Origin of the sequence: Corallococcus macrosporus (genome assembly GCF_017302985.1) — a bacterium.
GTDB lineage: Bacteria > Myxococcota > Myxococcia > Myxococcales > Myxococcaceae > Corallococcus > Corallococcus macrosporus_A.
In genome coordinates this window covers 421,390-434,968 of sequence record NZ_JAFIMU010000006.1, presented here as the reverse complement: position 1 = coordinate 434,968, position 13,579 = coordinate 421,390, and the positions used below count along the sequence as shown (strand labels likewise).

At 71.0% G+C, this 13,579-nt stretch carries 13 protein-coding genes; 6 read left to right on the top strand and 7 right to left on the bottom strand.

Annotation, left to right across the window (positions count from 1 at the left end):
* Positions 1 to 33: 33 nt before the first annotated feature.
* Complete coding sequence (locus JYK02_RS11555; protein WP_207050979.1) at positions 34 to 1,185, top strand: fatty acid desaturase family protein; 1,152 nt, start codon at positions 34 to 36, stop codon at positions 1,183 to 1,185.
* Between the two features lie 4 nt (positions 1,186 to 1,189).
* Here the strand turns inward: JYK02_RS11555 and JYK02_RS11550 are convergent, their stop codons facing one another.
* Positions 1,190 to 1,687: a hypothetical protein gene (locus tag JYK02_RS11550; RefSeq protein ID WP_207050978.1), complete on the bottom strand. Its 498-nt coding sequence runs from the start codon at positions 1,685 to 1,687 to the stop codon at positions 1,190 to 1,192.
* A 139-nt stretch (positions 1,688 to 1,826) separates the two neighbouring features.
* Here JYK02_RS11550 and def point away from each other — a divergent pair, with 139 nt between their 5' ends.
* Positions 1,827 to 2,453: a peptide deformylase gene (def, locus tag JYK02_RS11545; protein ID WP_207050977.1), complete on the top strand. Its 627-nt coding sequence runs from the start codon at positions 1,827 to 1,829 to the stop codon at positions 2,451 to 2,453.
* Entirely contained in the window at positions 2,450 to 3,517 is a 1,068-nt protein-coding gene (locus tag JYK02_RS11540; protein WP_207050976.1) for an NADH:flavin oxidoreductase/NADH oxidase, read from the top strand. The genes def and JYK02_RS11540 overlap by 4 nt, the downstream gene beginning before the upstream one ends.
* A 22-nt stretch (positions 3,518 to 3,539) precedes the next feature.
* Here JYK02_RS11540 and JYK02_RS11535 read toward each other — a convergent pair whose 3' ends face one another.
* Both JYK02_RS11535 and JYK02_RS11530 read right to left on the bottom strand, forming a co-directional pair.
* A complete protein-coding gene (locus JYK02_RS11535; protein ID WP_207050975.1) occupies positions 3,540 to 4,409 on the bottom strand; it encodes a type VI immunity family protein in 870 nt (289 codons plus the stop codon).
* A gap of 26 nt (positions 4,410 to 4,435) precedes the next feature.
* The gene (locus tag JYK02_RS11530) at positions 4,436 to 5,236 is read right to left on the bottom strand and encodes a hypothetical protein (RefSeq protein WP_242588657.1); all 801 of its coding nucleotides are present in this window, start codon (positions 5,234 to 5,236) and stop codon (positions 4,436 to 4,438) included.
* 38 nt (positions 5,237 to 5,274) lie between these two features.
* On the opposite strand from JYK02_RS11530, the gene JYK02_RS11525 reads away from it, so the two are divergent.
* From JYK02_RS11525 to JYK02_RS11515, 3 genes are all read left to right on the top strand, one after another.
* On the top strand, positions 5,275 to 6,123 hold the full coding sequence (locus JYK02_RS11525; protein WP_207050974.1) for an MBL fold metallo-hydrolase: 849 nt from the start codon (positions 5,275 to 5,277) through the stop codon (positions 6,121 to 6,123).
* Between the two features lie 30 nt (positions 6,124 to 6,153).
* Positions 6,154 to 7,314, top strand: a complete 1,161-nt coding sequence (locus JYK02_RS11520) for an FAD-dependent monooxygenase (RefSeq protein ID WP_207050973.1) — start codon at positions 6,154 to 6,156, stop codon at positions 7,312 to 7,314.
* A 144-nt stretch (positions 7,315 to 7,458) separates the two neighbouring features.
* Positions 7,459 to 7,890, top strand: a complete 432-nt coding sequence (locus JYK02_RS11515) for a hypothetical protein (RefSeq protein WP_207050972.1) — start codon at positions 7,459 to 7,461, stop codon at positions 7,888 to 7,890.
* Here the strand turns inward: JYK02_RS11515 and JYK02_RS11510 are convergent, their stop codons facing one another.
* The 4 genes from JYK02_RS11510 to JYK02_RS11495 all read right to left on the bottom strand — a co-directional run bounded on the left by JYK02_RS11510 (position 7,891) and on the right by JYK02_RS11495 (position 13,502).
* Positions 7,891 to 8,655 (bottom strand): alpha/beta fold hydrolase, encoded by a 765-nt coding sequence (locus JYK02_RS11510; protein ID WP_207050971.1) that lies wholly within the window; start codon positions 8,653 to 8,655, stop codon positions 7,891 to 7,893.
* A 6-nt stretch (positions 8,656 to 8,661) separates the two neighbouring features.
* Entirely contained in the window at positions 8,662 to 10,221 is a 1,560-nt protein-coding gene (locus tag JYK02_RS11505) for a mucoidy inhibitor MuiA family protein (protein WP_207050970.1), read from the bottom strand.
* Entirely contained in the window at positions 10,221 to 12,476 is a 2,256-nt protein-coding gene (locus tag JYK02_RS11500) for a DUF4139 domain-containing protein (RefSeq protein WP_207050969.1), read from the bottom strand. The genes JYK02_RS11505 and JYK02_RS11500 overlap by 1 nt, the downstream gene beginning before the upstream one ends.
* A gap of 105 nt (positions 12,477 to 12,581) precedes the next feature.
* A complete protein-coding gene (locus JYK02_RS11495) occupies positions 12,582 to 13,502 on the bottom strand; it encodes a hypothetical protein (RefSeq protein ID WP_242588656.1) in 921 nt (306 codons plus the stop codon).
* Positions 13,503 to 13,579: the final 77 nt, after the last annotated feature.

The window sequence follows — 13,579 nt, the reverse complement described above, 5'->3', positions numbered from 1 at the left end:
TGGTCCCCGTCCCGCTCCCGAGGAGTCCTTCGCATGTCCCGCGCCACCCCTGACTTCGACCTGGCCTCCGTGGACGTGGAGGGCTTCTACCGGGAGCTGAAGGAGCTGCGCGCCCGGCTGGACGCGAACCTGGGCGAGCCGGACGCGGCGCACCTGCGGAAGATGGAGCGCTGGGGGAAGGTGGCGTCGGTGCTGGGCGTGGCCACGGCGTGGATCGCACCCAATCCGTTGAGCGCGGTGGCGCTGGGCCTGGGCCGCTCCACGCGCTGGCTGCTCATGCACCACGTGGGGCACCGGGGCTATGACCGCGTGCCGGGCATGCCCGCGTCGCGCACGAGCAAGGGCTTCGCGAAGGGGTCGCGCCGGTTCGTGGACTGGCTGGACTGGATGCTGCCGGAGGCGTGGGTCTTCGAGCACAACGTGCTGCACCACTCGCACACCGGCGAGGACGCGGATCCGGACCTGCTGGAGCGCAACGCGGAGGGCTCGCTGCGCGACAACCGCCGGCCGCTGCCCCTGCGCTACGTGCAGCTGGCGCTCCTGGCCGTCACGTGGCGCGCGAGCTACTACGCGCCGGAGACGCTGGGGTCGCTGCGCCGCAAGGGGCGGCGCGAGGGTGGGGCGCTGACGCGCGCGGAGCTGTGGGAGCTGTTCACGCGCTGCTACCTGCCGTACGCGACCGTCTTCTTCGGGCTGTACCCGGCGGCGTTCCTGGTGCTGGGGCCGTGGGCGGCGTTCAGCGTGTTCTGCAACTCCGTGCTGGCGGACGTCGTCACCAACCTGCACACGTTCTTCGTGGTGGGGCCCAACCACACCGGCGAGGACCTGTACCGCTTCGACTCCGCGCCCGCGAACAAGGCCGAGCGCATGGTGCAGCAGGTGGTGGGCAGCGCGAACTACGCCACCGGAGGCGACCTCAACGACTACGCCCACCTGTGGCTGAACTACCAGATTGAACACCACCTCTGGCCGGACCTGCCGATGCTGAAGTACCGCGAGGCGCAGCCGCACGTGCGCGCCCTCTGCGAGAAGTACGGCATCCCCTACGTGCAGGAGAGCGTCTGGACTCGCGCGCGGAAGATGGTGGACGTCGTCGTGGGCAAGGCGTCCATGAAGCGGCTGGTGAAGGCCTCGGCGCCCGCCATGTCGGCGGCGGATGCTCGCGCGGAGGCCTCCGCGGCCTGAAGCATCAGGCGGGCGGCGCGCGGCGGCGGCGGGGCAGCGGGGCGAGCGCCACGGGCGTGGCTTCCGTGGCCGAGTCCTCCTGGCGGACGGCCTCCGCGTTGACCACGCGCACGCCGTCGGGCTGGACGGGCAGGCCCAGCGTCTCCACGAACAGGCGGTAGCTCTCCTCCAGGCGGCGGTGCAGCGCGCTGAAGGTCTGGTGCGCGGTGCCGGGCATGTCCTCGGTGTATGTGAAGTACCAGCGCAGCTCGTCCAGGCGGCCGTAGAAGTGGTCCACCACCGCCTGCTCCTGTTCGGAGAGGTGGATGAGCTGGGCGAAGGCGCCGTCCGCGTAGCGCGAGGCCACCGTCTCCACCAGCGGGTCGCGGCTGCGCAGGCGGGAGAAGAGCAGGAACATCTCCTCCCGGCGCGCGGCCAGCCGGCGCATGATGCCGGCGGCGTCGAGGGCGAGCAGGTTGCGCACCCGCGCGGTGGTTTCGTCGGCCTTCTTGCGGCGAGCCATGGTGCGACACAGCCTACCGTCAGTGGCACCCCCTCACGCCAGGGGCTGCCCCCTCCGTGGGGAACCGGGCGGCCGGGCCCATGCCGGCTCCACAGCGTTGCGGCGCGGCGGGTGAGCGGTTGTTACGGTGGGGGCCACCATGGTGCTCAAGATCGTCCAGGCAGGGGAACCGGTGTTGCGCCAGCGCGCGCGAGAGCTGACCCCGGAAGAAATCGGCAGCGAGGACACGCGGCGGCTCATCCAGTTGATGCGCGACACGATGCGGGACGCGCCCGGCGTGGGGCTCGCGGCGCCGCAGGTGGGCGTGGGCGTGCGGCTGGTGGTCATCGAGGACCGGGCGGAGTACCAGGCCGGTGCTTCGCCCGCGGACCTGGCGCTGCGGGAGCGGGCACCGGTGGCCTTCCACGTGCTGATCAACCCGAAGCTGGTGGTGGAGGACCCCACGCTGGCGGAGTTCCACGAGGGCTGCCTCAGCGTGAACGGCTTCGCGGCGCTGGTGGCCCGGGCGCGCGGCGTGCGCGTGGAGGCGCTGGATGAGAACGGGCAGCCGGTGACGGTGTCGGCGCGGGGCTGGTACGCGCGCATCCTCCAGCACGAGCTGGATCACCTGGACGGCACGCTCTACGTGGACCGCATGGAGACGCGCAGCCTGTCGACACAGGACAACCACCGGCGGCACTGGCTGGGCAAGAGCACGGCCCAGGTGCGCGCGGCGCTGGGGCTGCCGGAAGAGACGCCTTCGATTCCCCGAAAGGATCCGACATGAGCAGCAAGCTGTTCAGCCCCCTGAAGCTGCGGGACATCACCATGCGCAACCGCGTGGTCGTCTCTCCCATGTGCCAGTACTCGAGCGAGGACGGCTTCGCGAACGAGTGGCACGTGGTGCACCTGGGCAGCCGCGCGGTGGGTGGCGCGGGGCTGGTGTTGACGGAGGCGACGGCGGTGGAGCCGGAGGGCCGCATCTCGCCGCAGGACCTGGGGCTGTGGAAGGACGCGCACGTGGAGCAACTGGCGCGCATCAACCGCTTCATGCACCAGAACGGGGCCGCGTCCGGCGTCCAGTTGGCGCACGCGGGACGCAAGGCCTCCACGCCGCGCCCGTGGGACGCGGGCAAGCGCGTGGCCCCGGAGCACGGAGGCTGGCAGGTGCTGGGGCCCACGACGGAGGCCTTCGACGAGGGCTACCCGGTGCCGGTGGCGCTGGACGAGGCGGGCATCCAGCGCATCGTGAAGGCGTTCGCGGACGCGGCGGTGCGGGCGAAGGCGGCGGGCTTCCAGGTCATCGAGCTGCACGCGGCGCACGGCTATCTGCTGCACGAGTTCCTGTCGCCGCTGTCGAACCAGCGCACGGACCGGTACGGCGGGACGTTCGAGAACCGGACGCGCTTCGCGCTGGAGGTGACGCGAGCGGTGAGGGCGAAGTGGCCGGAGTCGCTGCCGCTGTTCATGCGCATCTCCGCGACGGACTGGGTGGAGGGTGGCTGGACGCCGGAGGACTCGGTGGCGCTGGCGCGGCTGGTGGCGAAGGAGGGCGTGGACCTGGTGGATTGCTCGTCGGGCGGCGTGGTGCCGTCCGCGAAGATCCCGGTGGGGCCGGGCTACCAGACGCACCTGGCGGAGAAGGTGCGCAAGGAGGCGGGCGTGCTGACGGGCGCGGTGGGGATGATCCGCTCCGCGTACCAGGCCGAGCACATCCTGGCCACGGGACAGGCGGACGTGGTCATCATCGCGCGGGAGCTGCTGAGGGATCCGTACTGGCCGCTGCGCGCCGCGAAGGAGCTGCGCTCGGACGTGCTGTGGCCGCACCAGTACGAGCGCGCGAAGAACTGAAGCGCGCGGAAGGGACGCCGGTTCAGTCGAGGAACCGGCGGTCCCACGCGAAGAAGACGTCATCGGGAAAGTCCGCGGGGCGCCGGGTGGCATGGAAGGCCCAGGGCTCCAGGACCCGGGCCAGCTCCCGGTAGGCCGGAAGCGGCTGGTCCGGACCGCCAGCGAGCGGCTCGGGGCCCAGGGTGACAACGGCCCGAGACGCGTCGAGGGCTTCGACGCTGGTGCCAGGCGTGTGGAGCTGGGAGCGCAGGAAGTCCACGCCGCCCATGGCCCGCAGCGACGGCTCGCCGATGAAGGTCATCCAGTGCGGGACGCGCAGTCGGGTGCCAATCTCCCAGGCGACCAGATCCAGTTCAATGAGGTCGATACCGGGGTACTGGACCAATTGGGGAACCACTTCCGATGTGACAGTGCCCACACCGAGGAAGCCGGTGACGGACAGTCCCACGTGCCCGGAGCTGAATGGCAGCGGCGCCGCCAGGGCCAGCGCAAGCTTCCGGACGCCGTCGGGGCCGTGCGTGTTCATCCACGACAGGGGCACGATGAAGCGAACCGCGGTTACGGGCCCCGGATCGCGACGGAAGATGGGGGCGTGGATGTCCTTGCCCAGATACTCGAACTCGAACTTCTCCGGATAGGGCGCATCCGTGAAGAGCACGACGGAGGGCGTGACCGGGTGATGAAGCTTCGTGCGAATGAATGCCCATCCGGTCTCATCCAACTCCCAGGGTTCACCGTCCGCCCCGAAGTAGTAGTTGAGCGTGTGGATACCAATGGCGTCGATAAAAGATTGAAGAGACAGCGAGATGGCTTGCGAGACCTCGGCCGTGGGCTTGGAGAAATAGAAACAGATGCTCACGTCCTGCTGCGTGACGGCCCTGTTCTTCCGCATGATCTGCAGTCTTGGGGAGGTCATCGTCAGAAGCTCGCTCCAAGCCAGGGCTGGATCTGTACGGGTTTTTCCACGTTGAAGGCCCTGCTGTACATGTCGCCTTGGTTGCTTCCGAAATAGGGATGTCCTGAAGGGTAGTCTCTCCAGGGGACGATGCGTGTGAGGTCGGCACAGGGGAACTTGAAGTCGTAGATGTCTTGAACCTGCGCTGGGTCGCCCGTGTGAAGCACCACGTCAGGAACGAGAGATCCTTTCAGCTCTCCCAGACTGCCACGCCGCCGGATGCGAGCCACTTCGGCGGGCGACAGCCAGGTCGTCTTACCGCTGGCCGGGTCATAGAGATACGTAGGCTCCAGACTGAAGCCTCCCGGACGGAGTTGGCTCAGCTTCGCTTCGGCGCACTCCAGGGCGGCCCGGTGCATTTCCTCTCCCAGTTTCATTGCGCGAGTGATGGTCCGTCCCTGGGCGTCGCGAAGCTCCTCGCGGCATTCCTTCGGGGTAGGACTCCGGCTTCCAAAGTTCGCGAGGATGACCTCTGCCCGAGCCATGTCCGCGCACTCCTCCAGCGCTTTTGTCACCTGCTGCTTCAGCGCGTCATCCAGGAGCTTCACGGCCGCCGCCGCGGCGCCTCCCGCGGTTGCGAACGTCCGCACGGCCCTGGGAACCACCGCCTCCTCGCCCGCGGCCCGGGCGCAGTAGGCGGGCTGGGTCCTGCAGGAGTTCGTCGCGCTGTCGAAGTCGTACTGACTCCGCCGGTGCGCACCTCCGCACGCCTGGAGCAGCACCGTGCCCGCGAGAAGCCATGTGCGCCGTGGGCTCAACCGCATGGACGTCTTCCTCCCGGAGTCCGCATAAGCTGCCGCGCATGCTGACCGAGGTGCAGGCCGGACCGTATACCGTGCGCGGCGTGTCCGTGGGCGGCGTGTACACGTCGCTCCTGGTGCCGGAGCTGGGGGTGCTGCTCGACGCGGGCATCCCCATCCGCTCCTTCGCCACCACCGACCGCATCTTCCTCAGCCATGGACATGCGGACCATGCGAGCGCGCTGGGGTCGCTGCTGGGCATCCGCGCGCTCGTGGGAAAGGGGCCTCCGTTCGTCTACCTGCCGGCGGAGATCGAAGCGCCCGTGCAGGAGGCGCTCGCGGCCCTGGGGCGCCTGCACCGGATGAAGTCCGACATCCGCACGGTCCCGCTGCGGCCCGGTGACACCGTGAAGGTGCAGCAGGACCTGTGGGTCCGTGCCTTTCGCACGCACCACCCCGTGCCGTCGCTGGGCTACCAGTTCCTCCGCCGCGTCGCGAAGCTCAAGCCCGAGTTCCGCGAGCTGCCCCCGGCTGAAATCGGCCGCCGCCGCCAGGCGGGCGAGCCGCTGTTCGATGAAGTCGAGCGCCTGGAGCTTGCCTACTGCACCGACACCCTCTCCAACGTGCTGGAGCGCCAGCCGTCCCTGTTCGACAGCCGCGTGCTCATCCTCGAATGCACGTTCATCGACGCGGAGCGCACCGTGCGCGACGCGCAGGAGCGGGCCCACATCCACCTGGAGGAGATCGCCTCCATGGCGGACCGCTTCCAGAACGAGGCCCTGGTCCTGATGCACTTCAGTCAGGCTTACAGCCCCGCGCAGGTCCACGCGACGCTCCAGGCCCGGCTGCCAGCGGCGCTGCTCGAACGCGTGCGAGTCTTTGCTCCTGACTCCGGCCGCTGGTTCGGGTGAACGCCAGCGCCGGCCCGTCTGGAGGCCGCCATGACGTCCCCATCCTCGCGTCACGTCCTCATCGCTGGAGCAGGCATTGGCGGCCTCACGCTGGCCTGTGCCCTGCGCCGCGCGGGCGTCCGCGCCACCGTGTTCGAGCGCGCCGAAGCGCTGCGGCCGGCGGGCGCGGGCATCACCGTGCAGATGAACGCCTCGGTCGCCCTGCGCCGCATCGGCCTGTGTGACGCGGTGGCCGCGGAGGGCCAGCGCGCCGTGCAGACCCTCATCCTCGACCCCTCGGGCGTCCCCATCACCCGCGTCGACGTGGGCTCGCTCCAGCAGGAGCTGGATGCCCCGCTGGTGTCCATCCACCGCGCCCGCCTCCAGGCCGTCCTCCGCGCTCACGCGGGCCCGGAAGAGGCCGTGCGGCTGGGCGTCTCCGTCACGGGCTTCCAGGATGACGGCGCCCGCGTCACGGTGGCGTTGTCGGACGGCGGCACCGTCTCCGGCGACGTCCTGGTGGGCGCGGATGGCCTGCGCTCCGTCGTGCGGGCCCGCCTGCTGGGCGCGCAGCCCACGCGCTACTCCGGCTACACCAGCTGGCGTGGCATCTGCGCGGCCTCGGACCTGGTGAAGGCCGGTCACTTCTCGGAGACGTGGGGACCCGGGGCCCGCTTCGGCATCGTGCCCATCGGACATGGCGAGGTGTACTGGTACGCCACGCTGAATGCGCCGCAGGGGTCGGAGGATGCTCCGGGCCAGACGCTCGCCGTCCTCCAGGAGCGCTTCGCTGGATGGCACGCGCCCATCGCGCAGGTGCTCGCGGCGACGCCGCCGGAGCGGGTCCTGCGCACGGACATCCACGACCGTCCCCCGGTGCGAAGCTGGAGCAGGGGCCGCGTGACGTTGCTGGGCGACGCCGCGCATCCGATGACCCCGAACCTTGGGCAGGGCGGCTGTCAGGCCATCGAGGACGGCGTCGTGCTCGGAGAATGCCTCGCGGCCCCGGGCAGCGTGGAGGACGCGCTGCGCGCCTATGAGTCCCGCCGCGTCCAGCGCGCCAACTCGCTGGTCGTGATGTCCCGCCGGGTGGGACAGGTGGCCCAGTGGGAGAACCCGGTGGCTCGCTCTGTCCGCGATGCACTATTCCGCTGGACCCCGCAGTCGGCCGCCAGACGTCAACTTCAGACCCTGGTGCAGGGTCTGCGCTGACAGGAATCGGGTTCTATTGGGTCTGTCTTTGTCAGGGCTTTGCTGTCCGTCCTGGCGGGGGGGGTACCCATGCAGACGAAGCCTCCGCGTCTTGCCGCCGTCGTCCTCGTGTCCGCAGCCGCCTGTCAACGTGCTGAACCGCCCGTGGCCGCCGCACGGCCTCCCGCGCCTCCCAACGCCGTCGTCGCGGACGAAGCCACCGCCGCGGTCAACGCCCGCATCCGGGCCGTCCTCGGTGGGCCCGCGAAGTACGAGCAGGTCTTCGCCGCGTTCCAGAGGGCGGTGGCCGCGCACGACGCGAAGGCGGTCTCGGCCCTGGTGGCGTATCCCTTCACCGCGACCCTTGGAGGCAGGAGGGTGAAGCTGCCAGACGCCGCGTCCTTCATCCGGCATTACGACGCCATCGTCACGCCGGTCATCGCCAACGTCATCACCCGGCAGCGCTACGCGGACCTCTTCGTCAACGAGCAGGGCGTGATGTTCGGCCAGGGCGAGGCGTGGCTCCATGGCGAGTGCAGGGACGACGCCTGCAAGGACGTCGACGTCCGCGTGATCGCCATCCAGTCCGCGAACTGATCAGGACCGCGCGACGGAGGCCAGGAACGGCAGGACGTGGGGAAGCACCTTCGGTGCCTTCGCCCAGGCCCCGCCATGGTCGGCGTGCTCGATGGTCGCGAACGCCGCGCCGGCCCGCGCGGCCACGGCCTTCATCGAGTCGTGATACGGGTCCAGCGCGCCGCAATACAGCAGCCCCGGCCGTCCGGATCGGATCAGGGCTTCATCCAGGCCCGCCGACTGCTCACAGGCCTTCAGGCACAGCCGCAGTGCCTCCAGGTCCCCTGTATCGATGGCCTCCGCCAGCTCCGGCGCGCGCCGTGCGCCGAAGAGGAGCACCTGGAACCAGTCCACGTCCTTCCCGGGCCGGAGCTGCTTGTCCAGCGCCGCGTACGCCACGGGCAGGCCCACCGTCGGATCCCACCCGCCCACCACGTAGGACGCCAGCCGCTCCGGCGCGAAGGAGGCAAGGCCACACACCGTCCAGCCGCCCATCGAGTAGCCCCACGCATGCGCCCGGTCGATGGAGAGCGCATCCATCACCGACAGCGCGTCCTCCACCCGGCGACGCAGCCCGTAGGCCTCCAGCTCATGCGGCGTGTCGCTCTGGCCATGCCCCAGCGAGTCGAACGTCACCACCGTGTACGCGTCCGCCAGCGCGGGCCCGTAGCCCTTGAGCGACCAGTGCGAGCCCAGCTGGAGCAGGCCGTGGAGGAGGAGCAGGGGAGGGCCGTGGCCCTGGACCTCGTAGTGGATGCGGCGGCCGGACCTTGTCGCGAAGGGCATGGCTCCCTACAGGCCCACGATGTTCGAGGTGCTGGCCACCGCGAAGCCGAAGGTCACGGTCTGCCGGGAGCGCGGCGGCACGGTCAGTTCGAAGCGCACGATGCCGTCGGCGTTCACCTTCGTGGGCGCGGGCTTCGTGGCGTCCTTGAGCAGCGACACCTCCACCGCCTCCACCTCCGACACCGGCATGCGCTCCTCCACCGCGAGCGCCGCGGGCTTCGCGCCCATGTTGGAGACGATCAACTTCATCTTCTGCGTGATGGTGCGGCGGCCCGTGATGCGCGCGATCTCCGCGCCCGTGTCCTGCTGCCGCGACACGCGCAGCGAGTCCTCGCTGCCGAAGCCCAGCTTCACGCGCTCGTTCCGGCCCGCGAACCTGAGCTGCGCGCGGCCCACGTAGCCATTGGCGCGCACCAGGTCCACCGGCCCCGCGAGCAGCACCGCCGGTCCGGTGTTGTCGAAGCGCGCCACCCGGTGCACCAGCGGCGAATGCTCGGGGCAGGCCACGAGCTCCGACGTGGCGGGCGCGGTGAAGGAGAACAGCGCCACGCGGTGGGCCTCGCCATCCGAGGGCACCGTGGCCTTGTGCGGCGCGGACAGCGTCACCGGTTCGCCGCCGTCGTCCATGCCGGGCAGGGCGTCCGCGGCCTTCACCCCCGCCTCACCCGTCTCCTGCAGCGACTCCTCGCGGACGGAGACGTCCACCACCTGCTTCTCGCGCGCCGTCTTGTCCCGCAGGGTCAGCCAGTCCTCGGTGAGCCGGGGCGGCGTGGCCCCCAGCGTGGGCCGCGCCGTGGAGAAGGCCAGCGTCACGTCCTTCCACGGCTCGCCGGTGTTCTGCCAGACGACGGCCTCGCACTCCAACGTCACCGTGGACGCCGAAGCCTCCGCGCTCTCCAGCACCGCGCGGTAGGCTGGCCGCCACGCGGCGCACGGCACCAGGTAGCTGAGCGTCAACGTCGCCTCCCCGCCCGCCGCGTGGTTCACGTCCAGCTCCGCACGCACGTCCACGGTGGGCTCCGGCGCTTCCGTGCGCGCCAGCACGTCGCGGCTCTCCTGGATGTGCTGCCGCTCCAGACGCCCCAGCTCACGGCGGGCCTGGCGCAGCTGATCATCCGCCGCGGTCTGCTCCTTGCGGATCGTCGCGAGCTGTTCCTTCCACTGCGCCGGATCCGCCTCACCGGCGCCGGTGCGCTCGGAGATGGCGCGCAGGATGTCCTGGCGCGCGGTCTCCAGCAGCTCGTGCCTCGCCTCCAGGCGACGGACCTCCGCCTGGGCGCGGGCCAGCACCTGCTCGCGTTCAAAGGCGCGCCGGGCCAGCTCCGAGTGGTGCTCGCGCAGCGCTTCGGGCAGCACCGCGCGCATCGTGCGGCGCAGGCTGGCCTGGGTCACGGTGCCGCCGGTGAGCTTCGCCTGGAGCGAGCGGTCCACCGCCACCGCCGGCAGCCCGTCCACCACGAGGCGGCAGGGGCCCGGAGGCAGCGTCACCGCGCCGCTGCGCTCGATGAGGGCCCGGTCCTCCAGGACCGTCACCTTGACCAGGGGCAACAGAATGGAAGTGCGCATCACGTCCTCCGGTTCCCGCCGTTCAGCATCTTGCTGGCGGGCAGCTTCACGACCCACGTCGCCTTCATGGAACGCTTCTCTCCGGCGGGGACGCTCACGCGCCACACGCGCTCGCCCTCCACCGCCGCTTCACCTGGCAGGGGCGTGGGCTTCTGCCAGGGCGGCACCACCTCCGCCTCCTCCACCTTGAGGTCCTTCTGGGACTCGGGGACCGCGCCAACGCGCTCGGAGATGACGATGTTCGCGGGGCGCGACAGGTGGTTGGCCACGTCCACGGTGACGTGGTGCGTGAGCACGGTGCTGTTGCCGAACATGCCGCCCGTGGCCTCCTCGAAGCGCGTGTTTCGCGCCACCTGGAGCGCCTCCTCCACGCCCAAGCCCAAGCGCTGCGTCTCGCCCGGCCCCAGCGTGGGCAGCGGGGACGTCATCAGGAACTCGTCCCCGAGCGTGACGTCCACGGGCCCCGCGAGCAGCGGGTGCGGCGAGGCGTTGTCCATCCGCACCGTCCGGAAGACGCGCGGCTCCACCGAGGGCACGCACACGTACTCGGCCTTGAGCTCCAGGGGCACCGTGAGCATGGGCACGGTGTGCCAGGCGCCATCGGACGGCACGTCCGCGACGGCCTCCGCGTCGAAGCGCGCATCGAAGTGGCGGGCGGACTCGCGCGGCGGCACGGCCCAGGTGGGGGGCGCCACGGTGTGGATGGACTCGGCGACGGTGAAGGCCTGGGCCTCCAGGCGCACCACCTCCACCCGCACGTTGACGGAGGTGAAGGACAGCATCGCCTGCGACACGAGCGCGGGGCGGGGACGCAGCCGGCCCCGCTGCTCCGCGGAGGCCGCGGAGGCCAGTGTCAGCGAGTCGTAGTCGAACAGGCTGTCGGCCGGCTCCAGGCTGGCCGCACCGCTGAGCTCATCCACGGCTCCGGCGTCGTCGTCGTCGCTGCCCAGCAGGTCCTTGATCGGCGCGACTTCGACGCTCTCCGCCATGACCGCGCGCTTCTTGCTGCGCATGCGCTCCATGCCGCCACCGCCCCGGGGTGCGGACCTGCTCGGCGCTTGCTCGGGGATGGCGCCGGTCTCACTACGGCGGGGGACGGAGGGACGGACGCCGCCCAGGAAGGCGCCCGAGGACTTCGGTGCCGCCATGGGGGCGGGCGGCGGAGGCGGGCGGGACACGCTGGGCGCACCTCCTGGCGCGCCTCCGAACGTGGACATCTCCTTGGAGACCTCCTGCTCCTCGTAGCCGTCCTCATCCGCTTCCGGAAGGGGCTCCTCCTCATACGGCGGAGCCATGGGCGCCTGCTTCAGAAGCCCCGCCTGCGGGAGCGCCCCATGCAGGGTGTCGTAGCCCGCGAACAGCTCCTCCAGGCCCGGCGCGGGTTCGCGCCATCCCGAGCGCGCGGGCGGCGGCTGGCTGCGGCCGATGCGCAGCGACTTCAGCTCCGGCACCTCCGCGCGCCGCTCCAGGCTCGCGGTGGAGACGGACAGGCGTACTCCCGTCCAGTCCTCGCCGGTCCGCTGGATGACGGCGGCGCGCATGCGCAGCGTGCCTTCCTCCAGCGTGCGTGGCAGGCGCAGGTCATAGGTGGGCACCCAGCGCGCGCCGGCCACGGCGTACTCCAGCAGCAGCCGTGCATCCCTGTCCGCCGCGATGGGGCCGGACAGCGTCAGCAGCGCCGCGCGGAACAGCCGGGCCCGGTCCACGCTCCGCGCGGAGGACAGCTCCTGCACGCGGCGGCGGCGCAGCTCCAGTTCGTTCGTGGCGTCGCGGTGCTGGCGCGCCAGGTCCAGCTCCTGGGCCTGCAGCTGCGCGAGCTCCGCGTCCACGAAGCCCGTGAGCGACAGCATCGCCGTCAGCGGAGCCTCGCGCGGGGGATGGCCCTTGCGCTGGGCCGGCCACGTGGGCGTCAGGTCCCGGAGCGCCTGGATCTCGGCGCGCACCCGCTCCAGCCGGCTGTGCACGGCCGACAGCGTGGCCTCCGCCGCTTCGAGCGAGTGCTGCTCGGCGGGCAGCTCCGACTCTGGCGGGAGCCGCACGTCGAACGTGGGCTTGAGGTCGCGGACGAGGAGCCCCGATGGCCCCTCCACCACCCGGGCGCGCAGCGAGCCCGTGCGCAGCGCGAGGGGCAGCCCGTCGACGCGGACCTGGCCGGGCAGGCGCCCGTTCTCGGGCGAGAGCACGAGGGCGCGGGTGCACAGCGCGCCCTCGGCGTGAACGGTGACGGATTCCAGGACGGACGGTACGACGCGCATGGGCCCCCTCTTCCGTGGAGAGGGCCGCACGCTACCCCGAGGCCCCCATGCAAGGCGACGGTGACAGCGCGGATCACGCACCGCGCCGTGGGCACCGGCGCGCGGTCAGAACGCGCGGTTCACGGCGTACGCGCAAATCTTGTGCTCGGCCTTGGAGGTGTTCGCGCCAGGGATGCCGTCGATGGGGCCCGTGTAGCCGAACTCGCGGCCCACCGTCTGCACACGGGTCCAGTAGATGGAGCCAGGGATGCCATCGTCCTCGGCGGAGGTGCGCGGGCCGCCGCGCCGGTTCAACTCGCGCGCGGTGATGCGCACTCGGATCTTCTCCGTGTTGGGGCCCGTCACGCCGTCGATGGGCCCCGTGTAGCCGTAGTCGCGCTGGCCCACGGTCTGGATGCGCTTGTAATAGATTTCACCCGGGATGCCGTCGAACTCGGTGGTCGTCTGCGGCAGGCTGCTGGAGCCGCCCGGCGCCTGGCCACCGCCCGCGATCTTCCCGCCCGCGTAGTCCATGGACCAGCCCAGGTAGCGCGCGCCCGTCTTCGCCGAGTACCCGGACACGCTGTTGACGCCAATCGCATCCCCCCACGACTGGGAGAGGTTGTACGTGGCCATGAACACCGTGCCGCCACCGCCGTTCAAGTCCGCGCCCACATGGCCCGCCGACCCGATGTCCCACCAGTGGAACGCCCCCGTCAGCGCCTTGGACGCGTCCAGGGAGACGATGCGCGACGCGCGGTACGCCTCGATGGCCGTGGGGCGCACGGCGGAGTCCGGGAGCTGCCCGAAGCGCACCATCAGCGACCCGCACCACTGGTTCCACGAACCGCCGTCCCGCTTGGGATTGGCGGCGGCGAACGCGCGCGCCCGGTCGTAGATGGGAGAGTTCGCCTCGCCCTCCACCGTGCCAATGGCAGACACGTCCGGCCCGGGCGCCTCCACCTCCGCGCCGCCGCACGCGGCCAGCATCAGGCCCGCGGACACCAGCAGGGCAGGGGACCACGTCATCCAGTTGAAGCGCATCATCTGTCTCCAGGGGGGATTCAGCGAGGGGTGGAAATTTGCGCTGAAGTCGGGTCAGGCGTGATTTGCGGATTTGAGTC

Bases quoted from the DNA above. Each gene is read 5' to 3' on its own strand.
- def (WP_207050977.1), top strand. From the start codon at position 1,827: ATGGTGCTCAAGATCGTCCAGGCAGGGGAACCGGTGTTGCGCCAGCGC.
- JYK02_RS11525 (WP_207050974.1), top strand. From the start codon at position 5,275: ATGCTGACCGAGGTGCAGGCCGGACCGTATACCGTGCGCGGCGTGTCC.
- JYK02_RS11540 (WP_207050976.1), top strand. From the start codon at position 2,450: ATGAGCAGCAAGCTGTTCAGCCCCCTGAAGCTGCGGGACATCACCATG.
- JYK02_RS11555 (WP_207050979.1), top strand. From the start codon at position 34: ATGTCCCGCGCCACCCCTGACTTCGACCTGGCCTCCGTGGACGTGGAG.
- JYK02_RS11550 (WP_207050978.1), bottom strand. From the start codon at position 1,687: ATGGCTCGCCGCAAGAAGGCCGACGAAACCACCGCGCGGGTGCGCAAC.
- JYK02_RS11505 (WP_207050970.1), bottom strand. From the start codon at position 10,221: ATGCGCACTTCCATTCTGTTGCCCCTGGTCAAGGTGACGGTCCTGGAG.
- JYK02_RS11530 (WP_242588657.1), bottom strand. From the start codon at position 5,236: ATGCGGTTGAGCCCACGGCGCACATGGCTTCTCGCGGGCACGGTGCTG.
- JYK02_RS11495 (WP_242588656.1), bottom strand. From the start codon at position 13,502: ATGATGCGCTTCAACTGGATGACGTGGTCCCCTGCCCTGCTGGTGTCC.
- JYK02_RS11520 (WP_207050973.1), top strand. From the start codon at position 6,154: ATGACGTCCCCATCCTCGCGTCACGTCCTCATCGCTGGAGCAGGCATT.
- JYK02_RS11510 (WP_207050971.1), bottom strand. From the start codon at position 8,655: ATGCCCTTCGCGACAAGGTCCGGCCGCCGCATCCACTACGAGGTCCAG.
- JYK02_RS11535 (WP_207050975.1), bottom strand. From the start codon at position 4,409: ATGCGGAAGAACAGGGCCGTCACGCAGCAGGACGTGAGCATCTGTTTC.
- JYK02_RS11500 (WP_207050969.1), bottom strand. From the start codon at position 12,476: ATGCGCGTCGTACCGTCCGTCCTGGAATCCGTCACCGTTCACGCCGAG.